At 35.4% G+C, this 24,519-nt stretch carries 22 protein-coding genes; 17 read left to right on the top strand and 5 right to left on the bottom strand.

From position 1 onward, the window contains the following. The first annotated feature begins 1 nt into the window (after position 1). From CCZ01_RS03745 to CCZ01_RS03770, 6 genes are all read left to right on the top strand, one after another. A complete protein-coding gene (locus CCZ01_RS03745) occupies positions 2–1,660 on the top strand; it encodes a type IV secretory system conjugative DNA transfer family protein (RefSeq protein WP_112051896.1) in 1,659 nt (552 codons plus the stop codon). Positions 1,661–1,674: 14 nt separating this feature from the next. Next, positions 1,675–2,736, top strand: coding sequence for a DHH family phosphoesterase (locus CCZ01_RS03750; RefSeq protein WP_112051897.1), 1,062 nt, complete (start codon positions 1,675–1,677; stop codon positions 2,734–2,736). Continuing rightward, positions 2,733–2,963, top strand: coding sequence for a hypothetical protein (locus CCZ01_RS03755; protein ID WP_181566297.1), 231 nt, complete (start codon positions 2,733–2,735; stop codon positions 2,961–2,963). Before CCZ01_RS03750 ends, CCZ01_RS03755 begins: the two co-directional genes overlap by 4 nt. Positions 2,964–2,969: 6 nt before the next feature. After that, entirely contained in the window at positions 2,970–3,581 is a 612-nt protein-coding gene (gene purN, locus CCZ01_RS03760) for a phosphoribosylglycinamide formyltransferase (RefSeq protein ID WP_258436576.1), read from the top strand. 68 nt (positions 3,582–3,649) lie between these two features. After that, a complete protein-coding gene (locus CCZ01_RS03765) occupies positions 3,650–4,069 on the top strand; it encodes a Fur family transcriptional regulator (RefSeq protein ID WP_112051899.1) in 420 nt (139 codons plus the stop codon). A 127-nt stretch (positions 4,070–4,196) separates the two neighbouring features. After that, entirely contained in the window at positions 4,197–4,919 is a 723-nt protein-coding gene (locus CCZ01_RS03770; RefSeq protein WP_112051900.1) for a bacteriohemerythrin, read from the top strand. 6 nt (positions 4,920–4,925) lie between these two features. Here the strand turns inward: CCZ01_RS03770 and CCZ01_RS03775 are convergent, their stop codons facing one another. The 5 genes from CCZ01_RS03775 to argF are packed head-to-tail and all read right to left on the bottom strand — an operon-like array spanning position 4,926 to position 9,567. Next, positions 4,926–5,570 (bottom strand): class II aldolase and adducin N-terminal domain-containing protein, encoded by a 645-nt coding sequence (locus CCZ01_RS03775; RefSeq protein ID WP_112051901.1) that lies wholly within the window; start codon positions 5,568–5,570, stop codon positions 4,926–4,928. Further along, on the bottom strand, positions 5,570–6,835 hold the full coding sequence (locus CCZ01_RS03780; RefSeq protein ID WP_112051902.1) for a (Fe-S)-binding protein: 1,266 nt from the start codon (positions 6,833–6,835) through the stop codon (positions 5,570–5,572). Before CCZ01_RS03780 ends, CCZ01_RS03775 begins: the two co-directional genes overlap by 1 nt. 8 nt (positions 6,836–6,843) lie before the next feature. Then, complete coding sequence (gene hemN, locus CCZ01_RS03785) at positions 6,844–8,202, bottom strand: oxygen-independent coproporphyrinogen III oxidase (RefSeq protein ID WP_112051903.1); 1,359 nt, start codon at positions 8,200–8,202, stop codon at positions 6,844–6,846. Positions 8,203–8,212: 10 nt separating this feature from the next. After that, a complete protein-coding gene (locus CCZ01_RS03790; RefSeq protein WP_112051904.1) occupies positions 8,213–8,668 on the bottom strand; it encodes a DUF2603 domain-containing protein in 456 nt (151 codons plus the stop codon). After that, positions 8,644–9,567, bottom strand: a complete 924-nt coding sequence (argF, locus tag CCZ01_RS03795) for an ornithine carbamoyltransferase (RefSeq protein WP_112051905.1) — start codon at positions 9,565–9,567, stop codon at positions 8,644–8,646. The genes CCZ01_RS03790 and argF overlap by 25 nt, the downstream gene beginning before the upstream one ends. A gap of 183 nt (positions 9,568–9,750) precedes the next feature. Between argF and modA the strand changes: the two genes are divergently transcribed. The 11 genes from modA (at position 9,751) to CCZ01_RS03850 (ending at position 24,515) form a co-directional block, all read left to right on the top strand. Then, positions 9,751–10,488, top strand: a complete 738-nt coding sequence (gene modA / locus CCZ01_RS03800; RefSeq protein ID WP_112051906.1) for a molybdate ABC transporter substrate-binding protein — start codon at positions 9,751–9,753, stop codon at positions 10,486–10,488. Further along, positions 10,485–10,877 (top strand): hypothetical protein, encoded by a 393-nt coding sequence (locus CCZ01_RS03805; protein WP_112051907.1) that lies wholly within the window; start codon positions 10,485–10,487, stop codon positions 10,875–10,877. The genes modA and CCZ01_RS03805 overlap by 4 nt, the downstream gene beginning before the upstream one ends. Before the next feature lie 15 nt (positions 10,878–10,892). Then, a complete protein-coding gene (modB, locus tag CCZ01_RS03810) occupies positions 10,893–11,564 on the top strand; it encodes a molybdate ABC transporter permease subunit (RefSeq protein ID WP_112051908.1) in 672 nt (223 codons plus the stop codon). Beyond that, entirely contained in the window at positions 11,557–12,456 is a 900-nt protein-coding gene (locus CCZ01_RS03815; protein ID WP_112051909.1) for an ATP-binding cassette domain-containing protein, read from the top strand. The genes modB and CCZ01_RS03815 overlap by 8 nt, the downstream gene beginning before the upstream one ends. Before the next feature lie 102 nt (positions 12,457–12,558). Next, a complete protein-coding gene (locus tag CCZ01_RS03820; RefSeq protein WP_112051910.1) occupies positions 12,559–14,574 on the top strand; it encodes a methyl-accepting chemotaxis protein in 2,016 nt (671 codons plus the stop codon). 140 nt (positions 14,575–14,714) lie between these two features. Continuing rightward, entirely contained in the window at positions 14,715–17,822 is a 3,108-nt protein-coding gene (locus CCZ01_RS03825) for a flagellin N-terminal helical domain-containing protein (protein ID WP_112051911.1), read from the top strand. 276 nt (positions 17,823–18,098) lie between these two features. Next, positions 18,099–19,133, top strand: a complete 1,035-nt coding sequence (locus CCZ01_RS03830; protein WP_112051912.1) for a cytochrome-c peroxidase — start codon at positions 18,099–18,101, stop codon at positions 19,131–19,133. Between the two features lie 154 nt (positions 19,134–19,287). Next, the gene (locus CCZ01_RS03835; protein WP_112051950.1) at positions 19,288–20,016 is read left to right on the top strand and encodes a substrate-binding domain-containing protein; all 729 of its coding nucleotides are present in this window, start codon (positions 19,288–19,290) and stop codon (positions 20,014–20,016) included. A 221-nt stretch (positions 20,017–20,237) separates the two neighbouring features. Beyond that, positions 20,238–20,564, top strand: coding sequence for a hypothetical protein (locus CCZ01_RS03840; protein WP_112051913.1), 327 nt, complete (start codon positions 20,238–20,240; stop codon positions 20,562–20,564). Beyond that, on the top strand, positions 20,561–22,963 hold the full coding sequence (locus CCZ01_RS03845; protein ID WP_181566298.1) for a heavy metal translocating P-type ATPase: 2,403 nt from the start codon (positions 20,561–20,563) through the stop codon (positions 22,961–22,963). Before CCZ01_RS03840 ends, CCZ01_RS03845 begins: the two co-directional genes overlap by 4 nt. 436 nt (positions 22,964–23,399) lie before the next feature. Further along, positions 23,400–24,515 (top strand): metallophosphoesterase, encoded by a 1,116-nt coding sequence (locus CCZ01_RS03850; RefSeq protein ID WP_258436585.1) that lies wholly within the window; start codon positions 23,400–23,402, stop codon positions 24,513–24,515. Positions 24,516–24,519 lie beyond the last annotated feature (4 nt).

Raw genomic sequence — 24,519 nt, forward strand, 5'->3', positions numbered from 1 at the left:
AATGGCTGTTGGCTTTCTTTATAATGAATTCATGGATAATGAGGGGATTATTGTTCCAGAAGGGTTTAAGAATTCTATTTGTTTTGGGCAGACAGGGAGTGGCAAGACAACGGGCTATATTCTTCCTAATATTCAAAAGCGTTTAGAACTAGGGCATGCAATTATTGCCTTTGATTTTAAAGGTAATTTGCACTCACATATTAAGATCCTTGCAAAAGAGGCAGGGAGATTAGCGGATGTGGTTGAGATTGGTCCTTTATGGGGACATAAAATTAACATTCTCGATAAGATTGCAACAAAAGATATAGAATCTTGGTATCGATCTTTGTTCGGACATTCTAGTAAATATGGCTATTGGGAAATTGCTGCTTGCAATCTTCTTAAAACTTTGTATGGAATAGAACGTTTTTTGTTTCACGCTAATGGGATATTGGGGCAGATTTGTCATTATTGCGATGGTGTTGAGCCACTTACACAGACTTTTGTGTATCCTAGTTTCAGTAGTATTGGTGCAGCATTAAATCTAACAATCCTTAAAACACTTTTTGCAAATTTTCAAACAATGAGTCGGTATTTAATTTTTATTTTAGAAAATCATTCTTTAAGAGATGTTGATAGACATTATTTATTATCGTTATTGAATGATATGGAACAATATCAACCTTTTTTAAATCGTTATGCTAAGTTAAAAGATAATGAAGATGGAGAAGAACACGGAAATTATGGTGTTATTTCGTGTTTGATGAATACGATTCAAGATGGTATTAATTGTGAAGCAATTAATACAGGGTTTTTTGATATTCAAGAAATGGTTACTGAGAAAAAAATTATCATTATTTATGCAGACACATTGGGTGATAATATTTCTCGACTTTTGAATGAAAGAATTTTTAAATTTTTGATTCGTCGTACAATTTTTTTGAAAGAAATTCAACCAGTGAGTATTTTTATTGATGAGGCACACAAAATTCTTACACCTAATACTTTACCAGAAGTTTCTTTATGTCGTGAAAATTGCTTTGAATACATTATGAGTGTTCAGGATCGCATATTATTAGAAAATACTTTGGGTGTGGATAAAGTGAATGAAATGATGGTGAATATTGCACATCAGGTAAGTTTTAAGAATGATAATATTTCGGCTTGTGTAAATTTAGAAACCTTTCATTATAAAACTTTGGGAAATTATTCTCGCTCCGGTAAAGCAAAGCCAATTTTTTTTAAAAAAGATCAAATGCGTCAGGTTGTGGTGGAATACCAAAGAAATTTATGTGTATTTGACCGCTTTAGTGATAGAGCACAGGAAGAAGGGTATCTTGTGCATGATGTAGAAAAGATGGGTGATTCTATTGCGATTTATATTGACCGTGATGGTGGGGCAGAGGAAATAAAAATTTATGATAAAGAATTACTTGAAAAAAAACATTTGAAACTAATTTCTCATAAACAACCTCACTATGATAAAGTATCATCTGTTAAGGAAAATATAAAAGTGAATGATGCGGAATTAAAATCTGCCCTTAAAGAATTTATCTCCTTAATTACTAAGGAATTCACAAAATTTAAGGAAAATATGCACGAAGATCATAAAAAGGAGTTGAGCTATATTTGGAAAGAAATTGAAGATATTCAGAAAAACTTAGAAAAATATAACAAATAAAATAAAGGAATAAAATGGATTTATATCATCTTTCACACACTGACCTCGATGGTTATGGTTGTCAGCTGGTTACGCGATTTCTACAAGGAAAGATATGGAACAAAAGTTTTTATTATAATGCGAATTATGGCAAAGAAGTAATGATGCGTATTTTTGAGATGAGTGATATGATTTATGAAAGCGATTGCGAAAAGGTATTGTTTTTGATTAGTGATTTGAATTTGTCTTTAGATGAATGTCGTATTGTAGAAGAAGAGATTGAAGATTTGCGTATGGAAGGAAAAAATGTTGATTTACAGGTTTTAGATCATCACTTAAGCGGGCAAGAATCGGCTCAGAATTATCAGTGGTATTTTTTGGATAATGATCGATGTGCAACAAAAATTACTTATGATTTTTTTAAGCAACGATATGGTGAAATTTTAGATAAAGATCACCAATGGCTTTCCCAAATGGTTGAGGTGATCAATGCTATCGACTTATGGAAGGAAGATTCTTCTGGCTTTGAAATGGGTAAAGTATTGATGCGTATGATTGTGGAGACTAAGGAGGTAAATCGCTTAATGTTTGACAATGCTCATCGAGACTATAAAATGGATATGTTGATTAAGAGTAGTCATTTTTTGGGCCAAAAAGATGGACATATTGCACTAGATAATGCTGTTCATACATTTAAGAAGGAAATTTTAGGTGGGAGTGCTTTGAGTGACACATTGGATAATATAGCCTCTGCTATGCAGGTTGATTTGCTTTGTGCAAAACGAGAAGAATGTGAAATATATTGCGATGGCTACCGCGGTTTTCTCTCCTACGGGATTGGTAATATTTCTGTTTTGGCGAATGCCTTTTTGAAAAGATGTAAAGAATTTGATTTTTTTATTGATGTTGGGATGCGTGGAAGTGTGAGTTTGCGTTCTTGTGATCGTTGTGATGTAAGCGAAATGGCAAAAGTTTATTTTAATGGAGGTGGACATAAAAATGCCTCTGGGGGTAGGATTGATGGCTTTAAAGAAAGTTTTTTATATCGTGATGTGAAAGAATCAGTTGTAAAAATTTTACGAGGAAGTGCGGTGTGAAAGAAGAATTAGAATTGGATATTTCAGAAGAAATGGCGATGGAACTAAGTGATATGTTGGCAGTTGCTTTACATTTTGCGGGTGTTAAGGAAGAATGTTTGCAAGATGCAATGAATGTTTATGTAGAGGCTTTAGATTATTTTGATGATAATGCAGAATATAACAAAGAAGCAATGATAAAAATCATTGAGGATATGAAAAAAAATAATAAGAATCTATTTTTTTAATTCAGGATGCTTAGTGTGCGAAAATATCGATTAGTGATTTTATTTAGTGGAAATGGCAGCAATATGGAAGCCTTATTCAAGGCATTAAATGGTTTTTCTTCTAAGGATTTTAGCATTGAAATTCCGATAGTATTTACTAATAATCCTCAAGCTTATGGTATTAAGAGGGCAGAAAATTTGGGTGTTCGATGTGAGTTGCTTTCACATAGGGGTTTTAGTGAACGTGAAGAATTTGATTGTGCAGTTTTGGAAATTCTAAAGCCATATCAGCCAGACTTTTGTTTATTGGCGGGTTATATGCGTATTCTATCCCCTATTTTTTTGGAATCGATGCGAGTAATTAATATTCACCCTTCTATTTTACCTCTATTTAAAGGTGCAAATGCAATCCAGGAGAGTTTTGAATCTGATATGCAGGTTGCGGGTGTGAGTGTCCATCATGTTAATCAGGAATTAGATTCAGGTAAAATTATCGCACAAGAAGCTTTTTGTCGTGAAGATTCTTGGCAAAGAGAGGAGTTTGAAGCGAAGATTCACGAGATTGAACATCGCCTTTATCCTAAGGCAGTTCTAAAGGTTTTGCAAGAGCACTCATCTATCAATATAAAGTCCACTTGACATTTTTCTAAAATTCTGATAGTATTTATTAATAAAATTTATTATTTGAGTATTTTTAGGAGTATGAAATGAATATCGAGCAATTATTAAGGTCGCGAAACCTAAAAATAACGCCTCAAAGAACGGCTATTTTAGGTGAGTTACAGAGGCTTGGGCATGCGACTATCGAGGAAGTGTATGAAAGGATTAGATATTTATACCCCTCTTTATCTTTGGCAACTGTTTATAAGAATTTATCGTCTTTACAGGAAGTTAATGTTGTTGATGAGGTGAAAATTCCTAATCAAAAGCAACATTATGAGATTGCTAAGGACCCTCATGTGCATTTGGTTTGTCAGCAATGTGGTGAAATTAGAGATTTATTGTTGCCTTGTGAAGAATTGCAACAGCAATGTGTAGAAAATAGTGGTTATTACATTAATCGAAGTTGCATTGCCTTTATGGGGTTATGTCCTGAGTGTCAGCAGAAATCTGATAATTTGCGTTAATGATGAAATTGGGAATTTTGACATTAAAACAACTCTTAAGCTAATAATTTATATTATTATAGCGGTATTTAGGGGGAATGGGTTGTAAGTGTGACCCTCGAAGATTTCATTAGACAAGGAGGTAGAAATGCTACCGGTATGGGATGATAGTTTTAGTGTGCACAATGAAAAAATTGATGAGCAGCATAAGAAGCTGTTTGAATTAGCGGGGTATGCTTATATTTGTGCAGACCGCAAGATTTCTCGAGCTGAAATTAGAGAATTATTAAGTGGCTTTTTTAATTATATGAAAGAACATTTTCAAGATGAAGAAAATTATATGAGGTCTATTGGCTATCCCCTCTTAAAAGAACATCAAGAATTACATAGGCAAATTGTCTCTGGGCTTGCAGAAATGGTGCAGAATATTGCTAATACGAATGATTTGAAGGAAAAACTTGGCATTGTCGCAAAAAATTGGCTTTTACAGCATATTTTAAAGGAAGATATGCAGATTGAACAATATCGTTTAAAAGCAATAAAGCAACGCAATAAAGAAGAAAAGCAACAAGAGGGCAAACAACAAGGAGATAGTGATGAAGAATCTCTTAAAATGGCTAAAGAAGCGTTAAAAAAAGCGGATAATGTAACGCATATTGCTGAAAAAACTTATCAAAACAAGGAAGAATATAAAGAGGATCAACTTTCAAATGTGGAAAATGATACTCGTGTTCAATATATTTGTGATTGCCCTAAAAAGATTCATCTTGTTCCCTTTGACGCACACCAGAAAATTCAATCCGGTAAGACACAATTTCGTTGTAAGGCTTGTAAGCAGGCTATCCGTTTTAAAGAAAGTTGTGAATTGTAAAAAGTTTTATAATATCCATTGGTCATCTCCGTCAATCTCTAACAAGAGTGGGGTGTTTGTGGTTGTTTTTTGTTCTGATGCACTTAGATGGAGAATCCGACAGCTATTTTCAAGAACGGCAATATTTTTTGCAAGTTGTGCTAGATCTCTTGCGTAAAGATAGACACCATAGCCACGAATAACCATAATTCTATTTTTTTGTTCCTTGAAAAAGCGATAAATTTCTACTTCAGCCCTTTCGTACCAACTTTCAAAATCTCTTGGGTCATAAACTGAAATTTCTTTCAGTAAACGACTTCCAAAATAATCACGAGGAATGATAATGTCGCGATTTAGGGAATAGGCAACAGTGTATGGCGGAAGACAATACGCAATACATTTTGCATCGCTGAAATTTTGGTAAATTGAAAGGTGAATGGGTGTATCAATACTTGCCTCATTCCAGCGATAATCTTCTTTGTCATAGACATAAATCAAGGATTCTGCATCTAGGTGGCTAAAAATTGCATTTCGTTTATTGATGCAGAATCGATTGTTATTAATTTTAACAGATAAAGAGCCATGAAAAATACCAAAAAAATTCTTATTAAACATCGCTTTAGCGATATCATATATATCTTCAAAAAGTTGGGAATCTGTAGGGGTTGCCATTATGCTTTTTCCGTTTGGAGAGCTTGTGCAATGAGTTCTAGGGGGTGAGCAAAATGAACATTAACGCCCTCTTGTCGCATTGCATTACTGAGTTGCATACGACAAGCATTACATTCTGCACTAACAATATTTGCTTGAGTTTGTTGAATCATGTGTGCTTTGCTTTGACCAACTTTTGAAGCATAGTGATGCTTTTCTGTTTGCATAGTGATTCCTCCAAACCCACAACACGCATTTGGGTTACTCATCTCTTTGAGCGTGTAATTTTGAGAGATTAAGGCTCGTGGTTCTTTATAGATTTGTAGTACTTTCCTTGCGTGACAAGGGTCATGATAGGTAATTTGTAAGTTTTGCTTTGGCTTTGTTGCAAGAATTTCAGCCAAATTTGTATACCGAAATAACCAATCACTTGCCATAAAAAAGTGGGGAATAAGGTTTTGGATTCTTTGCGTCATCACTTCATCATTTTTTGCAATGCGTTGATAATCATGCAGAATCATTGCAGCACATGTTGCTTCTGGGATAAGCACTGCATCAACTTCTTGGATAATTTTTTCAAAATAAGTAATGTTGTGTTCCATGAGGTTTTGGACGCTTTGAGAATCGCCTGTGAAATGGGCTGGTGCTCCACAGCATTTTTGTTCTTTTGCTAAAAATGTATCAATTTGCAGATGTGCTAATATCTTAAGTAGAGAATCACCCACTTGAACATAATTATAATTACTCAAACAACCTATAAAAATGGCTACTTTTTGTTTTGCATTTTTTGCTTTAATTATTTCTGGATATTTTTCCAAAAAGGTTTGGCGGGGAGTTGGTGGGAGTAATCTTTTTTGAATAAAAGGTAAAGGAAAACGTCCAACTATCCCTTCTTGCGTACTTTTAAAAAAGAGTGGTGTAAAGAATGCAGAGGCTTTGAATAATGCATTCATCAAAGAACGATTCTTGAGCAGGTAAAAAAAGAATCGTTTATACCATTTGATGCCAAATTTTTTTGCAATATCAATTCTTATTTCTTCAATTAACTCATCTGTGGGCAAAGATTTAGGACAGACACTTACACAGTGTGTACACAAAAAACAACTTTCAAAAATATCCTTTGTTTGTTCATTTAATGGAAGTCGGTTCTGCTGATATTGTCCGAGCAAGTCGATAAAACCACGTGGTGAACGAGTTTCGTCACCGCTGATAGAATAAATGGTGCAATCTGGAATGCAACGACCACATTTTACGCACGCATCAGCTGTTTTTTGATAATCAAACATTGATATTCCTATATTGTTTTGCTAAATTTTCGTTCTTGAGAATTAGACTTCAAGAATGTATCAAAGGGCATAACGATGTTGCGAACGAGCATTGTTCCCTCTTGTGTAATATCTAAAGAGTCTGTATTCAGAACACACAGTCCCGCTTCCTCAAAATGTTGTAACTGCTGTAACTCTTTTGCAAAATATTCTGTAAAATTAATCTTGAATTCTTGATAAATATCTGCATAGCAGAGATGAAAATTACTCATTAATTGCATAATAACTGCTTTGCGCAAACGATCTTCAGGTGTGAGGGAAATTCCCTTAAATAGAGGAAGTCTACCCTCATCAATTGCCCTTTCATAATCTATCATCTCTTTATAATTTTGGGCATAATATTGTTCTCCCTCACCAATAGAAGTAACTCCAATACCAATTGTCTGGCTTCCGCCTTTTGTTGTGTAGCCTTGAAAATTGCGTCGTAAATTCCCCTGTTTTAGAGCTAAAAATAATTCATCAGTAGCTTTTGCAAAGTGGTCCATCCCAATCATATTGTAACCATGTTCTTGTAAGAATTGGATACTAAATTGAAGAATATATAATTTTTCTTCAGGGCTTGGTAATTCTGTTTCATTAATTTTTCGCATACTTTTTTTTAGCCATGGTACATGGGCATAGTTAAAGATAGCTAATCTATCTGGATTTAGGCTATTGACAATTTCTAAAGTCTGTTGAAAGGAGGTCAGATTTTGTTTTGGTAATCCATATATGAGGTCAAAATTAATTGAGGAAATGCCATAATCTCTAGCTAGTTGGACAGCTTTTGCAACAAGTTCTTGAGGCTGGATACGGTGGATTGCCTCTTGCACAGAAGAATTAAAATCTTGAATCCCAAAACTAAGGCGATTGATACCACCATTTTTGAGGACTTCCATTTGTTGTGGTTCAAAAAAACGCGGATCAATTTCACAACTATTTTCAGAATCTGCCGCAAAATTTGGAAAGGTTTCATGAATCGCTTGTAAAATTTCCTCCAACTCTTGTGCGCTCATAAAAGTTGGTGTTCCACCACCGAAGTGTAACTGAACAACGGGTTTATTGCAATCAAGTGTTTCTTTTAGGAGGGCTAATTCTTTCTTGAGATATTGAATATAACGCGTTTTTTTGTCTTGTTTGCTTGTGTAAATTACATTGCAACCGCAAAAATAGCATGCTGAACGACAAAAAGGGAGATGAATATATAATGAAAGTGGAGATTGAGAAAGTTTTATGAAATGCAGGTATTCCTCTTGCGTAAAATTTGTATGGAATTCATTTGCGGTAGGATAGCTTGTATAACGTGGACCGGGTGTCGAATAAGTTGCAAATTTTTTAACATCAAACATTATACTCTCTTTAAAATTTAAGTTTAAATTGCAAAAAAAGATGGGGATTCTGCTTTTTTATGTTGGCAACAATTTGCTTGGGATCGTTTGTAAAAAGCCAAGAATCTTCATTTTTTCTTGCTTCCCTTATTGCAATTTCCCACACATCATCAAAATCATAAGGCATCTGTTCCGCAATTTCTTGTTCTAAAAGAATGCAAAAATTTTCTTCAAAACTGGAATAAAGAATCTGTAACATTTCCGAAAAAATTTCTTTTGAAATTAGAACAGATTCTTGATTATGTGTGTCAAGAAAATAGACTTGATTATTTTGAAAATCATCTGGATAGCGCAAAAGAATATTATCGTTCTGTGAGCCCGTCTGTGCACGAAGTTGCTTACTGCTTTGGGTAAGAATTCTTTCTAATCGTTGCAGACGAATTAGATTATTCTTTGAATCTTCTAGTTTCTTTTTTGATCGAGCCAAACCATTATCCCTTTTTGTATGTGTAGGCGATTTTCAGCCTCTAAAAAAACCGCACTTCTTTCACCTTCTAGCACTCTATCGCTTACCTCTTGCCCACGATAGGCAGGAAGGCAATGTAAAAAAATTGCTTCAGGGTCAGCCTTAGAGAATAGGGCAGTGTCAATGCAGAAACCCTTAAAATCCATCAAACGTTGTTCCTTTTGTTCTTCTTGTCCCATTGATGTCCATGTGTCTGTTGTAACAACTGTTGCGTCCTTAATTGCCTCTTTTGGGTCATTAGAAAGTATAATTTTTGCACCACTTTCTTCAGCTATCTCTAGTGCATCTTCATAAATAGAGATATTAGGTTCGTATCCGCTTGGTGTTGCAATACGCAATTCAAAGCCCATTTTTGCTGCAAGCATAAGCCAAGAATGGGCAATATTGTTACCATCACCGATGTAGGCAACAATCGGATTTTTATCTTTCTTGCATTCGATCATTGTGAGATAATCCGCAAGAAGCTGTGTAGGGTGATAAGAATCGCTTAAACCATTAATGACAGGGACATGTGAGAATTCTGCAAATTCCTCTAAACGCATATGTGAATCTGTGCGAATAACAACCATATCGACCATTCTGGATATGACACGTGCTGTGTCTTTCATATCCTCCCCGCGCCCTAACTGCAAATCGCGATTAGACAAAAAAAGCCCAATGCCACCAAGTTGGTAAATTCCTGCTTCAAAACTTACACGTGTTCGTGTTGAGTTTTTTTCAAAAATCATCGCTAAAGTTTTGCCATGCAAAAGCGATTCTCTCTTCCCATTTTTCAAATCTTTTTTGATTTTAATGGCTAAACCTACGATTTCCTTAATCTCTTTAGCACTAAAATCTTTTAAAGTTAGAAAATGTCGCATTTAATCCCCCGAAATTAAATTTTTACCTTTCTTGTTCTTTAGGTTTCAATCCTAAAAGGGCGGAATTTTAACCAAAAATGACTAATAGGAAGCTTATTTTAAAAATTGAATTTAAAAAAATTAAATCTTCTATTAGTGATCGTCATATATAATTCAGCAAATTTTAGCTTTGGAGGTTGTTTTATGCGTATATTTTTATTTGTTCTAAGCCTTTTTTCTATGATTCCTTTGATGGCGGATAGCCTCAATGTATTTGTTGCTGCGAGTGCTAGAGATGCAATGACGGAAGTTAAGGATACTTTTTTAAAGATGCACCCAAACAACCAAATTGAATTGAGTTTTGGTTCATCAGGTAAGGCATATCAACAATTTAAGAATGGTTTGAAATATGACTTATTCTTCTCTGCCGATGCACATTATGCAAATTTAATAGCAAAAGATGGGAATGCGGCGGGTCAACCACATGTGTATGCTTTGGGAGTTGTTGCTCTTTACGCGTTAGATAAAAAATATATTGAGAAAGGTTTAGAGGGGCTAAGTGAGCAGAAAATTGCACATTTTAGCATTGCAAATCCTAAGCTTGCTCCTTATGGTGCAGCAGCGTTAGAGATTTTGCAAAAATCGAATTTATACGATGGAATGAAAGATAAAATTGTGCAGGGTGAGAATATCTCTCAAGCACTTTCGTTTGTAGAAACTGGTGCAGCTGAAGTTGGCTTGGTTGCGTTCTCTTTGATTTCTAAAGGGCAAAAAGGACATTATGCGATTGTTGATTCTTCTTTACATTCTCCACTTGAGCAGTCTTTTGTAGTCACAAAATTTGCAAAAGATAATGCTTTAGCAAAGCGATTTGCTGAATTTGTTGTGAGTGATGAAGGGAGAAAGATTATTCAAAAGTATGGGTTTGGAATTCCTCAATGAATGTTTTGAGGGGTTGTGTGCAAGAAATTAGGCAAGAGGGTGAGATTGTTTGCGTAACGACACTTTGCCAGAATTCAAGGTTTTCCTCGCTTATGCTTGATATTTCTAGCTTGAGGAATCTTTATGTGGGTGCCTGGATTGAATTGTGTTTTAATGAAACAGCTGTAATTCTTGCAAAGCCTTTTTCAAATATTTTATCTAACACATTTAAGTCGCCCATTATAGCGATTAAAAAGGGCGAATTGTTATGGCAAGTAGATACACAGTGGGGCGATTTTGCACTTTCAGCCATTCTTGTTTCTCCGCAAGAAGAATTGCTTATACAAGAAGAATGTTTATGGTGTATTCACACTTCAGAAATTACCCTCCGTACGCCATTAAATCTTTAAAATAAAGCAGTTTCTATGTTTGAAGCATCGTTTTTAGATACTTTGTTACTGACTTTAAAGCTTGCGAGTATAACAGTAGCTATCTTATTCTTTATTGGTATTTTTTTGGGTTATATTCTTGCATTCGTAAATATTCCTTATAAAGTGATACTGAATGCAGTTATTTCCTTACCTTTAGTTTTACCTCCAAGCGTATTGGGTTTTTATTTGCTTTTAACATTCAGCCCTAATTATTTTTTAGGTTCTTTCTTGCAAGAATATTTTGAATTAAGTTTGGTTTTCAGTTTTCAAGGGTTGGTCATTGCGTCATTAATCTTTAACTTACCTTTTATGGTGAATCCGATTCAATCTGCATTCACTGCTATTCCTAAAAATCTTATTGAAATGTCTTACACATTGGGCAAAAGCAAATTTCGTACACTTCTATCAGTCATTCTCCCTAATTCTAAGGCGGGAATTTTGACGGGTTGCGTCTTGTCTTTTGCTCACACTGTGGGTGAGTTTGGTGTGGTAATGATGATTGGCGGAAATCGTCAAGAAACTCATGTTGCAAGTATTGCTATCTATACAGAAGTGGAGGTAGGTAATTACGCACTTGCCCATCAATATGCGTTCACGCTTTTTATTATTTCTTTTATCGTGCTATGTATTGTGTATGCTATTAATAAAAGGTTTACGAATGGCTGATAAAAAGATTATTATTGATATTGAATATCCTATAAAGACGGCATATGGTGACACTCATCTTGCTTTTAATGCAGAGATTCAGAAAGAGCAAATTACAACAATTTTTGGTGAAAGTGGTGCAGGAAAAACCACAATATTGCGTATTGTTGCTGGATTAGTTCGCCCTACAAAAGGTTACATTGAAGTCGATGGAGAAGTGTGGTTTGATAGTTCTAAAAAAGTTTTTTTACCACCACAGAAGCGAAAGGTTGGCTTTGTTTTTCAGGAATATGCTTTGTTTCCAAATATGAATGTGTTTGAGAATTTGTGTTATGGTCTTACTTCTCGCAATGTCTCAAGGATTCAAGAAATGCTTGAGATGATGGATTTACAAGAATTAGCTAAACGTTATCCCTCCCAGCTTTCAGGCGGACAATCTCAACGCGTTGCTTTAGCACGTGCATTGATTGGGCAACCTAAGATTCTTTTGCTTGATGAACCTTTTAGTGCTTTGGATTCAAGTATGAAAAATCGTTTGCAAGATGAGGTTTTGGTTATGCAACGACATTTTAACATGACAACTTTGTTGATTAGCCATGACATCAAGGAGGTAATGAAGTTATCATCGCGTGTCATTGAGATTGCAAAGGGTAAGGTTGTGAAAGATAAATCAGCGAGTGAGTTTTTTATCCATTCATCTTTAAGTGCAAAAATCAATTTACATGCAGAGGTGCTAAGAATCCAAAAAGGTGAAATTATGGTTGTTCTTACATTGTTGGTTTATCAAGATATTATTAAAACGACTTTATCGCGTTTAGAATTTGAAAAAGATTTTCCAGATTTAAATGTTGGACAGGTTGTACATTTAAGTATTAAAGCTTTTAGCCCCCTTATTATGGAAGTTAAAGCTTGACTAAAAAGTATAAGATTTTCAATATCTAATCTTGTGTTCAATATATTTTTCTGGTAGAATACGACTCCCAAAAAATAAAGAAATTAAATTAAGGAGAAGTAAATGAAGCTAGACATCAAGACTAAAGTAGCGATTATTGCCAGTATAGTTTCCTTGGTGGCTCTCATTGCATTTGGTATTGTTGGTGTTATGGTAAGTCGTTCTAATACTCTTGAGCGGGTAATACTTGCACAAAAACAAGAAATTGCTATAGTAGACTTATTGATTCAGAATACAAATAACTCCGCAAGAGTAGCACTTGAAGCATTTGTAAGGGATGTAGATTCTATTCCTGCAGATGAATTAGATACAAAAGAAAAAATAATTCAGAAATTAGGTCCTTTATTTCGTCCGCATAAAAATGCGTCGGGTATGATGTCAAGTTATGTAGGGCTACCTACTGGAGAGGTGATTGAAAGCACTGTTAAGACGGATGAGGCAGGGCAATCTTATGGCGTACGCGGTGGAGGTAGCAGTGACTATCAAGCTAATCAGCGTCCGTGGTATTTGGGTGCTTTGAAAAATCCTAAACAAATCTACCAAACAGATGTTTATGAAGATTCTATCACAGGTGAAGCAAGTTTTTCTTATGGTGTAACATTACATAAAAATGGGCAGGTAATTGGCGTTGTTGGCGTGGATTTTTTGTTGAGTTATTTACAGAAAGAATTTGATTATATTGCCAAAACAAATCGTACAAATTTATTTGTATTAGATGCAGTGAATACGCCCTTTGCTGCGACAGATAGAACAATTGTTATGAAAGATGATCCTTTTTATGGTGAGATTCAGAAAAGAGCGAGCCAACTAGCGGATTTTGAGTCATTTGAAATTGAACAGAATGGTATCGCAAAACTCGCAATGTGTAAGGTGAATAAAGGGGGTGGTCTTTTTGCTGATTATACACTTTGCAATGTGGAAGAATTAAGTAAGATAGAACAACCTATTCTAAGAGCGGGATATATGCAATTGGCAATAGCATTTATTTTTGCCATTCTTTCAAGTATTGTTTTATATGTTGTTGTAAGTATGTATTTGCGTCCTTTGGGTGTGATTAGTCAGGCTTTGCTATCTTTCTTTAAATTTTTAAATTATGAAACAAAAAACATTCCAGATCCATTGGGTATTCGTTCTAAAGATGAGTTTGGGCAAATGGCATTAGCTATTGATGAGAATATTCGGCGAACGCAAGATGGGATTTTGCAGGATGCAAAGGCGGTGAGTCAATCTGTCCAAACAGTTAAGATGATTGAATCAGGTAACTTGCGTGCGAGAATCACAGAAGATCCTTTTAATCCTCAACTTAAAGAGTTAAAAGAAGTATTAAATCAAATGTTAGAAGTTTTACAGGAAAAAGTAGGGAGCGACATTAACGAGATTATGCGTGTTTTTGATTCATATTCTAGGTTGGATTTTACAACAAATATTAGTGATGCACATGGACGTATAGAGATTGTTACAAATGCTTTAGGGGAAGAGATTAGAAAAATGTTGCATACTTCAGCGAATTTTGCAAAATCGCTTGACGAACGTTCAAGTGATTTGGGGGTTGCAGTGCAAAATCTTACGCAAGGGGCAAACACACAAGCTTCAAATTTGGTGCAAACTGCTTCAGCATTAGAACAGATAACAAGCTCTATGCAAAATATGAGTGAACGAACAAATGAGGTGATTCACCAAAGCGAGGATATTAAGAATGTGATTGGTATTATTCGTGATATTGCAGACCAAACTAATCTGCTTGCCCTCAATGCTGCTATTGAGGCTGCAAGGGCAGGGGAGCATGGCAGAGGTTTTGCAGTGGTGGCTGATGAAGTTAGAAGCCTTGCTGAAAGAACCCAAAAAAGTTTAAGCGAAATTGAAGCAAATACTAATATTCTTGTGCAGTCTATTAATGATATGGCTGAATCCATCAGAGAACAAACATTGGGCGTTACCCAAATTAATGAGGCAGTATCACAACTTGATGAAATTACACAACAAAATGTTGACATTGCAAATCATTCACAAGAAATTAGTCAATCTGTGGATAGTATCGCAAATCAAATTTTAGATGATGTGAACGCAAAACAATTCTAACAGGAAAGCCCACTGAAAAGTGGGCATCGAAGACGGTATTTTCTGATAATTCTTTTTAAAAAATTCACTATAATGGAACTCTATTTGCTTGTATCTTTTTAGTTTGGTATGACCAACATTTTTTACTTTAAGGAGTTCTTATGCGTATAGGTTACGCTTCTCGTTATACTTCATTTCATAATTATCAGCAAAACCTTATGTCTGGTATGACTGATAATCTCTATAAAATTAGCAGTGGACGTGATTTCCAGTTTGGCTACCAGAATGCAAGTAATTTTAGTAAGGGGTTGGGTTTGATGAATTCTGTGAACCTAATTGGGCAAACGATTCGTTTGTCAGAAAATGCAAAAACCTTTACAGCAAATTCGGGTAATGCCATTAAAGGAATGGTAACGGCTGTGGAGCAATTTAATCAAAAGATGGTTCAGGCAGCCAATGATTCAAACAATAGTACTTCTTTGCAAGCAATTGCACAAGATTTAAGGGGTATTCGTGCAACTCTCCTTTCCCTTGCTAACACACAAGTGAATGGTGATTTTATTTTTGCAGGTAGTGCAGTTACAAAGCGACCTTTTAATGCCGATGGCACATATAATGGCAATAGCCAGCTTTTACAAGCGGTATTAGGGGATAAAAACTCTCTTCCTTATAATATTACAGGTTCGGAATTATTTTTTGGAATGAATAGCGACCATCATCGCGAGATTGTTAGTAATGTGAAACATTACAATCAATCTTATCTGAATCCCGGAATAATGGACGAAGTTAATCGAACAGAATTACCTAAAGAAGTGTATCTAACAGCGGAGGACACACTTAGAGATTTGGTAGGTGATAATGATTGGAATACAAGCAATAATGCCCCAGAAGTCTTTTATGTGCAAGGTGTTCGCCCCGATGGTTCTTCATTTAAAGCAAAATTTTCTTTAGATGTGAATTTTAAGGATACAGTCAACAAGTCAGATGCAACAAAGGTGCAGGATTTATTGGATAAAATTGGTGAGTTATATGGTAACACAAGCGATAATAAAGTGGTTGATGTTACCTTGAATGAATATGGGCAAATTAACATTAAAGATATGACTGCAGGACGCAGTAATATTGACTTTTATATGGTTTCTAGCCCTGCTGTGCCAAAGTTTAATGTGGATGCTAACAACAATATTCTTGATGAAAATGGTGATGTTATTGAATTGCAGGATAATCAAGGAAATAATTTAGGAGCAATTGTACAAGACCCAGATACAGGACAATTAACATTAAATGGTGCTGAAGTGATTTATAACCATGATGGTACTTTTAGTTATAAAGAGGTTGCAACAGGAACTCCACCTTTAACCGTCGTCGCAGGAACTCTACCTCAAATTAATGATATGATGGGCTTTAATGGTGATGTTAATAAACTTGCACAAGATGGAGCAAGGGTAACGACTTATATTCAAAGTAATTTCTTAGGTGAAAAAACAAGTAATACAATCACTACAACAGAGGACCAATCTGACCATCGTCGCCATACTATTCCAACCACTTTTAGAACAGATGGGAATGTTCTTGCTGACGAACGGACAAGGTTGATTGATGTTCTAGGACCTGAGGCATTAGCAGAAATTAGAGGAGGCGGAAGTATTACGATTGATTTAAGCGGTTTTATGGCAAATGTAGACAAAGACACTCCCGGTGGTGCAGCTGCTGGACAAATTACAATTGACCAAACTAACATGAATAGTATGACGATGCGTGATTTAATGGATGCGATGGAAAATACCTATGGTGGCAGAGACCGCGTAAGGGCAGAGATGGCAAATGGCAAAATTACACTTGTTGATCAAAATGTTCATCAAAGTTTAATTCCAGAATTACCTGCTAACCGAGATGCACCTTATGATGGAGAAAGTAGCTTAAATGCGATATTGACGGTAACGACAGGTGCTGGTAATAATATTAATGTTTTTGCAAATGATTATACTGTAGAATATGACCGCGTGAATTTTATTAAAGATGGCTCTAAACTTACAAGTAATGTTCCTCAAATTATTAATGGGAGCAGTCAATATGTATCAATGGATACAAAACTTTCAGAGGCAGCAGGTGCGTCTTTAAAAGATACAAAATATACAATGCAATACAAAGATATTGATGGTAATGTGCGAACAGCGGTGGTTAACTTCTATGGTGATAATCCAGTTGATGGGGATGGTAATCGTAAGCCAGGTTTTGAGAATCGTGTTACTTTGACTTTTACAGACAATAATGGACGAGAAGTAGAAGTGCCACTTTATAAGCCTCTGGATAATAATTCTATGCCACCACCCAATGGCGTTACTGTAGAACCCATTACACCAGATAATATGACTTATCAGCAATTCACAGATGCAATTAGTGTTGCTTTGAATTCAAGTCGAACAGATACGACACGTCTTGATATTATTGAAGGGCAAGATGCTGGCGGTAATCCTGTATGGATTGACCCAACGACTAATACTCCTGTTGCTCCAAACACTCCTGGTGCACGTCCTATCACAGAGCAAGATAGAAAAGATGCCTATGAGCAGTTACTTAAAGATTCTAACAATAATCTTGATGTGTATGTCAATGGTTTTGGGCAATTAGAGATTAAAGATAATACGAGAGCACCTACACAGATGGAATTTAGCCTTTATGAGTCTCAACGTCAAATCACTTATACGAATGTGAATGGGGTGCAGCAAACTTACCTTACGAATGGGAGTGGAGATTATAGCAATATGCCACCTGTTGGATTGGATATTGATGGCAATCAGCTAGAATTACCTATGAGTAATGTACCTTATCGCACGGGTTCAGCGATGACATTCCAAAGCAATAATGCTCTTGTTCTTGATGATCCACATGTGAATATTTTTCAAAAGCTTGATGAAGCCATTAAGGCGGTGGAGCTTGAAATCTACCGTGCAGGAGATGTGCCAGTGGGGGCTTATAATGATAGCTTAAGAAGTGTAGGAATTCAAGGTGGAAAACAATGGGTGGAACATATTGAAGACCAACTCCTTAAGGTTCAATCCAAAACAGGTGCACAATATAACACTTTTGAAGATGAGATTGAACGTTCTGAAATGTTGATGGTACAAACAAAGTCATTGCAGTCAACAGTAATGGATACAGATATTGCTGTAACTTTTAGCCAATTTATCCAGCAGTCAATCAATTATCAATCGTTGCTTTCAGCAATTTCTAAAATTAATTCCCTTTCAATGGTGAATTATATCTAATTTGTTCTCCACATTCTTCTTGGGATGTGGGGAAAAGCACTTCAAATTCATTCTTATTGAGAATTGTTTTCTTGCTTTCAGTAGTTAAGTATGGCTTAGAGTGATGTCGTTAAAAAAGTGTTGTATTGATTTTAGTGCCTAGCTATTTGTAGGAAGTTAAGAAAAAATACCTATGATTATTATTTACTAAATATAAAAACTTTTATCTTTTATCTTTCTTTAATATACTTATGGATAAAATTTTTCTGTTGATTGTAATTTTTAAAGGAGCTTGTTATGAAAAAAGTTGTTCTTAGAACATTGGTTCCCTTGTTTGTTGCTTCCGTGGGTTTGAGTGCCGCAGATTTGGCTGCAGATGCAAAAGCTGTTGGCTTGTTGCCATTACCTAAAGACCAAAAAGGTGTTGATGCGATTCTTAAAGAGAATGGTGTAAAGGCGTCTAAATTCACAAAAGAGAAAGCTGAATTAGGTAAAAAACTTTACTTTGAACCTCGATTATCTAAAAGTGGTTTAATTTCCTGTAATACCTGTCATAATTTGGGTTTAGGTGGGACGGACGGCGTGGCTGCAGCAGTTGGGCATAAATGGACTGCAAATCCTCATCATTTAAATTCACCTACAGTGTATAATTCTGTATTGAATACAACGCAATTCTGGGATGGACGCGCTGGAACTCTTGCGGATCAAGCAAAAGGTCCTATTGAGGCAGAACCTGAAATGGCAACTCCTGCAAAATTAGCTGTAGAGAAAATTTCTTCATTGCCAGAATATGTTAGTGAATTCAAGAAGGTTTATGGAAAAGAGGGCGTAACATTTGATAATATCGCTGATGCGATTGCAAATTTTGAACGCACTTTAATTACTCCATCGCGTTATGATAAATTCTTGGCGGGTGATAAAAAAGCATTGAGTGCAAAAGAGCAGGAAGGTTTGAAGGTATTTATGGATAAGGGTTGTATAGCATGCCATAGCGGTGTGAATCTTGGTGGTTCAATGCAAAGTTTTGAAGTTGCCGGAAAATATAAATTTGCTAATTTAGGGGATTTTAAGGGTGATAAAAATGGAATGGTTAAAACCCCGACTTTGAGAAATATCACAGAGACTGCTCCTTATTTCCATAATGGTGCAATTTGGAAGCTCACCGATGCTATTAAAGAAATGGGTAGTGTTCAATTAGGTATTGAAATTACAGATAAAGAGGCAGAACAGATTGAGACTTTCTTAGGTTCTTTGACAGGAACTAAACCAAAGATTGAATATCCTATGTTCCCAATTTCTACAGATGCAACTCCAAAGCCAATGCTTGATTAATATTTATCCCCCTTCTGGGGGAAGACTGCTTTTATCTCCATAAAATGTTGGTGTTGTTGTATCTTGATTAAAACTTCTGTGTTACTCTTCTATCCTGCGAAATAATTTGCAGGATATTTTTAATTAAGGGGATTAAGTGAAAATCAAGTTATTGATGTTGCCTATTGCTATACTGTGTAATATGTTAAATGCAGAAGTATTTGTTTATGGTCCAGGCGGTCCAGCACCAGTTATCAAGGAACTTGCACAGGAATTTAGCCAAAAGAGTGGTGAAAAGATTATTGTTACTGCGGGTCCAGCAAGTGCGTGGATAGAAGATGCGAAAAAAAATGCTAATATTATTTTTTCCGGAAATTCATCAATGATGGATAGCTTCATTAAACTGATGCCAACCAAGCTTAATGCTAGGGCTATCAATGTTTTGAATGTTCGTCCGTCTGGTATTGTTGTACGTTCTGATAATCCGAAAAAAATCACTCAATTCAGCGATTTATTGAAAGCTGATACGCATGTGATGGTTGTTGATGGAGCAGGGCAGGTTGGTCTTTATGAAGATATGGCACTTAAAAATGGTGATAGTACAACTTTAGCAAAACTCCGCAAGAATATTACATTCTATGCACCTAATTCTAAAATAGCAGTAGAAAGGTGGAATAGTGATAAAAGTATCGACGCGCTTATTATCTGGCCTCATTGGGTACATGCAATTGGTAAAGATGCAAAGTTTATCAAACTAGGAGATGAAAATGTGATTTATCGTGCAAGTGAGATAGTTCTTACTGAGGATAGTTTGCAGAATAAGGTTGCAAGAGAATTTGTTGAATTTGTGCAAAGTAAAGACGCACAGAAGGTATGGAAAAAGCATGGTTGGATAGCAAAATAATTTTTTGCTTTTAAGATTCTAAATAAACTTTAGAACTTTGCTTTAGTATCTAATTTAGTGTATTTTCTCATTTTTTACCTTTTGCTGTTAAGTAAATTTTAAGGATACAAAAACTAAAAGGGTGTGGCTATCTTGGACTTTGTTATGTAAAAACAGATAAGCTTAAATAAAAATATGTCAAAATTCTCCCTAAGTTTTAAAGAAAATCAATGAGGTATTTTATGAATTCTATCTATCTCCCTCAACATCTTAAGGATTCCACACTTCAAGATTTATTGCAAGAGGCGGAGTCTTTAAGTGAGAATCCAGCACAAGAAATTCCAAAATTAATGTCAGCGATAATGGATATTGTCGCAAATGCTAGAAAGGGCAGTATTGAGCATATTGAAATTGCAAAAGCGTTAAAAAGTTATATTCATTATTTAGGTTTGGAAAAGCTAAAAAGAATGGGGATTGTGCTTGAATATGAATTGCCCTCTGTGCAAGATATTTTTAATGAAAATAAAAATATTGAAGTAAAATTAGCACAACAAATGGAAGTATTATGAAAAGGGCTTGTAGCCATTGTCAATTAGAGTTTAATGAAGAGATTCTTAAGCAACAAAAAAAAGGAGAGGAAATTTTATATTTTTGTTGCGAGGGTTGCGAACGAGTTTATACTTTTTTGCATTCTCAAGGCTTAGAGGAATTTTACGAACGTTTGCAGGAAAATGAGCTTTCTCCTGTTGTTGAAAACCAAGAATCCTTAAGTCGTTTTGATTCTGAAGGTTTTATGCGAAAATATGTCTCTAAGAAAAATCATCTTGATGAAGTTTCCTTGATTTTGGAGCATATCCATTGTATAGCTTGTGTATGGTTGAATGAAAAAATTTTAATGCGACAAGCAGGAATATATGATATAAAAATAAATTATACAAATAATAAAGCAACAATTCTTTTTGATAAAAACGAGATTTCTCTTTCTTCTATTGTAATGCTAATTCGTTCTATTGGTTATGACGCACATGCTTATGATCCAGCTATGCAGGAGGAATACGCTAATAAAGAGAGACGTAAATATTATGTGCGTATGATTGTGGGCGTTTTTTGTACAATGAATATTATGTGGATTGCTGTTGCACAATATGCGGGCTATTTTAGTGGAATGAGTAGAGAAATTAAGGCTATTTTGGACTTTGCTTCTTTTTTGCTTTGTACGCCGACACTATTTTTTAGTGGAAGTATTTTTTGGAAAGGGGCGTATTACGCTATCAAAAATCGTGCTTTAAGTATGGATACATTAGTTGTCAGTGGTTCAACCCTTGCTTATCTGTATTCAATTTACGCAGCTTTTGTTGGGCTTGAGACCTATTTTGAATCTATTACGATGATTATTACTTTTGTTTTAATTGGTAAATTTCTAGAGCAAAGGGGTAAGAAAATTGCCATTGATGCTTTGGATTCTTTGTCTGCAAGCATTCCTTTGCAGGTAAATGTATTGCGAGAGGGGCAAAAAATTTCTATTTCACCAGAAGAGGTTGAGGTAGGAGAGGTGATTGAGGCATTACCTGCAGAGTGTATAGCATTAGATGGAGAGCTTTTAAGTGAATATGGTAGTTGTGATGAAAGTGCCTTAAATGGAGAATCTCTACCGATTGAGAAGAAAAAAGGAGATAAAATTTTATCTGGTTCTATTGTTGTGGCAACCCCGATACTTTATAAGACAACTAAAAAACTTTCACATTCTTTAATGAGTTCGATTGTGAATTTAGTTGAAGAATCTCTAAATAAACGTCCAAAGATTCAAGAACAAGCCAACGCACTTTCCCGTTATTTTTCATCAACGATTCTTATTTTAGCCACTATTGGTTTTGTTGTATGGTATATATCAACACAAAATGTACAAGAAAGTCTTAGCGTGGCTATTTCTGTGATTATTATTGCTTGTCCTTGTGCACTAGCTTTAGCTACGCCAATTGCATCTGTGGTGGGGTTGAGTGAGGCAATTAAACGGCGAATTCTCTTTAGGGAGGCAAGATTTTTAGAAACCTTAGCCCATGCAAATTTATTAATTTTAGATAAAACAGGAACATTAACAAAAGGTTCTTTGAGAGTAGTAAAGGAAATGATGCTTATCCCTTTAGAAAAAGAAGAAGAATGGGCTTTGTATGATTTATTGCAGCACACTCATCATCCTATTGCAAAGGGTGTGCAAAGTTTTTTGGAGAATAAAATATCTTTTTGTGAGCAGAAATTAACGAATTTGGAACAAAAGGCAAGAGGAATGGTTGGGTATTTGGGAGAAAATCGTTTTGTTGGTGGTAGTTTAACGCTTTTACAAGAATTAGGAATTTCTTATCCTCAGTCTTTAGAGCAAGAGCCATATTCTTTATTTTGTTTTGCAAAAAATTCAGAGCTGAAAGCAATTTTTTTACTAGAAGATACTTTAAAGCCAGAAGCAAAAACTTGTATTGAATCTTTACAAAAAAGTGGTTTAGAAATTATGATTGTCAGTGGGGATAGATTTTATCCGACACAAAAAGTCGCACAAGAATTGAATGTGAAGTTTTATGCTGAACAAACTCCATTGGATAAAGCAGAAATTGTTAAAAAAGCACATAAGGAAGGCAAGGTTGTTGTGATGGCGGGCGATGGTTTGAATGACGCTCTAGCCTTAGCACAAAGTGATATTGCGATTGCGATGGGAAATGGCGTTGACGTAGCTATTGCATTGGGTGATGTTGTATTGCTTGATGAGCATTTGAGTAGTTTGCAAAAATCCTTTGAAATTAGCCAATCTACTTTTAGGTTGATTAAGCAAAATATATTTATTTCCTTATTTTATAATGCGTGTAGTATTCCTCTTGCGTTGTGTGGAATGGTTATTCCTGTAGTAGCGGCAGCCTCAATGTCTTTAAGTTCCTTAATTGTTGTAGGAAATAGCTTGAGGATTCAGCGAAAAATATGAGGATATCTGAGGGTATCTATGTATCGCCTCAAATCGCTCTCTCATATAAAACCAAAGTGAGACTTCACTTTGATTCTTGGCAAATGTTTACAAAATAGTTTTATTACAGTTCCACTTTATAAAGATAAACTACTTCTGTAGATTTTGGAGTAATCAACCATATAGAAGTAGATAAAATTCCTATTTCAAGGGCATACTTTAATATCCATAGTATAACAAATCTAAGCATTATCAAATGCTTAGGCAACAGTGTGCAATCCACCTTAAAAGAGGGCGATTTACTGCTTTTAAGATATTTGATTTTACTCATCATTATAACACAATTCTTTCTGTGAGTGGAGAATATCAAATATTTCCCATATAAACAAATAAAATCCTGTAATCTTAACCCTTTTAGTTAGAAATTTTGTTATAATAGTGCTAAAAAAGGCTTTCAATGAATCTATTCTCCTTGCTTGTCTTGAGTGTTTTTGCCCTTTTTCATTATGTTGGCTATCGTTTTTGGTTATCTTATTGGGTGCAGAATCAGAATATGCGTCGACTTTTCATCTTTTTACTTATTATTAATTATATTGCAAATGTGGCCTATTTTTTTGCACGTTATGAGATTGAAGTTCCGCTGTGGCTTTATCATTTGCTATCGCTTTCGATTGGAATGAGCTTTATTGTTATGCTTTCCTCTGTTGCAACGATTGTTCTGCGTTATTTATTACTAATTCCTTTTTCAAGAAATCGCCGTAAAAGTGTTAAAAAAATGGCGGCATTGGGTGGAAGTGTGTTTATGGTTGGCTATAGTTCTGCTGCTATTTATGAGGGACATTTATTTCCACAGGTCGAATCTGTGCAACTTACAATCAAGAATCTTAAACAACCTTTAAAGGCTGTGCAATTGAGTGATTTGCATATTGGTGGCTTGATTGGTGAATCTTATGTGCGTCAACTTGTGGAATCGGTTAATAGACTTCAAGCAGATATAATATTTCTTACTGGTGATATGACGGATTCACCAATTCACCAAATTGCAACATCTGTTGCCTTATTAGGTGATATGCAAAGTCGGCTTGGAATCTATTATGTTTTGGGCAACCATGAATTTTTTCATGGTGTTAGTGATGCTCTAGGGGCAATGCAATCAGCAGGAATAAGATCTTTGTTGAATGATTGTGCGGTAGTTGATGGATTAATTAATGTTGTGGGTGTTAGCGATTTGTTTGGGGCAAAGTTGGGTATGCCACCAGATTTAGATAAGGCGTTAGAAGGGGTAGATTCTTCTTTACCAACAATCCTACTTGCCCATCAACCGCGTTTCGTGAAAGAATTTGTCGCACAACAAAATGCACCGATTGATTTAGTGTTAAGTGGGCATACGCACGGAGGGCAAATCGCTCCATTCTCTATTCTTGTGCGTATGCAACAGGGGTTTTTGAAAGGATTGTATTCTGTAAATGAAAGAACACAATTGTATGTGAATCGTGGAACAGGTTTTTGGGGACCGCCTATGCGTTTAATGTCACGTGCAGAAATCACCTTGTTAGAGCTAAAACCATCATAAAACT

Origin of the sequence: Helicobacter monodelphidis (assembly GCF_003288845.1) — a bacterium.
Lineage (GTDB): Bacteria > Campylobacterota > Campylobacteria > Campylobacterales > Helicobacteraceae > NHYN01.

Coding starts and splice junctions, on each gene's coding strand:
- CCZ01_RS03745 (WP_112051896.1), top strand. CDS start 2: ATGGCTGTTGGCTTTCTTTATAATGAATTCATGGATAATGAGGGGATT.
- CCZ01_RS03750 (WP_112051897.1), top strand. CDS start 1,675: ATGGATTTATATCATCTTTCACACACTGACCTCGATGGTTATGGTTGT.
- purN (WP_258436576.1), top strand. CDS start 2,970: ATGCTTAGTGTGCGAAAATATCGATTAGTGATTTTATTTAGTGGAAAT.
- CCZ01_RS03765 (WP_112051899.1), top strand. CDS start 3,650: ATGAATATCGAGCAATTATTAAGGTCGCGAAACCTAAAAATAACGCCT.
- CCZ01_RS03770 (WP_112051900.1), top strand. CDS start 4,197: ATGCTACCGGTATGGGATGATAGTTTTAGTGTGCACAATGAAAAAATT.
- CCZ01_RS03775 (WP_112051901.1), bottom strand. CDS start 5,570: ATGGCAACCCCTACAGATTCCCAACTTTTTGAAGATATATATGATATC.
- CCZ01_RS03780 (WP_112051902.1), bottom strand. CDS start 6,835: ATGTTTGATTATCAAAAAACAGCTGATGCGTGCGTAAAATGTGGTCGT.
- hemN (WP_112051903.1), bottom strand. CDS start 8,202: ATGTTTGATGTTAAAAAATTTGCAACTTATTCGACACCCGGTCCACGT.
- argF (WP_112051905.1), bottom strand. CDS start 9,567: ATGCGACATTTTCTAACTTTAAAAGATTTTAGTGCTAAAGAGATTAAG.
- modA (WP_112051906.1), top strand. CDS start 9,751: ATGCGTATATTTTTATTTGTTCTAAGCCTTTTTTCTATGATTCCTTTG.
- CCZ01_RS03805 (WP_112051907.1), top strand. CDS start 10,485: ATGAATGTTTTGAGGGGTTGTGTGCAAGAAATTAGGCAAGAGGGTGAG.
- modB (WP_112051908.1), top strand. CDS start 10,893: ATGTTTGAAGCATCGTTTTTAGATACTTTGTTACTGACTTTAAAGCTT.
- CCZ01_RS03815 (WP_112051909.1), top strand. CDS start 11,557: ATGGCTGATAAAAAGATTATTATTGATATTGAATATCCTATAAAGACG.
- CCZ01_RS03820 (WP_112051910.1), top strand. CDS start 12,559: ATGAAGCTAGACATCAAGACTAAAGTAGCGATTATTGCCAGTATAGTT.
- CCZ01_RS03825 (WP_112051911.1), top strand. CDS start 14,715: ATGCGTATAGGTTACGCTTCTCGTTATACTTCATTTCATAATTATCAG.
- CCZ01_RS03830 (WP_112051912.1), top strand. CDS start 18,099: ATGAAAAAAGTTGTTCTTAGAACATTGGTTCCCTTGTTTGTTGCTTCC.
- CCZ01_RS03835 (WP_112051950.1), top strand. CDS start 19,288: ATGTTGCCTATTGCTATACTGTGTAATATGTTAAATGCAGAAGTATTT.
- CCZ01_RS03840 (WP_112051913.1), top strand. CDS start 20,238: ATGAATTCTATCTATCTCCCTCAACATCTTAAGGATTCCACACTTCAA.
- CCZ01_RS03845 (WP_181566298.1), top strand. CDS start 20,561: ATGAAAAGGGCTTGTAGCCATTGTCAATTAGAGTTTAATGAAGAGATT.
- CCZ01_RS03850 (WP_258436585.1), top strand. CDS start 23,400: ATGAATCTATTCTCCTTGCTTGTCTTGAGTGTTTTTGCCCTTTTTCAT.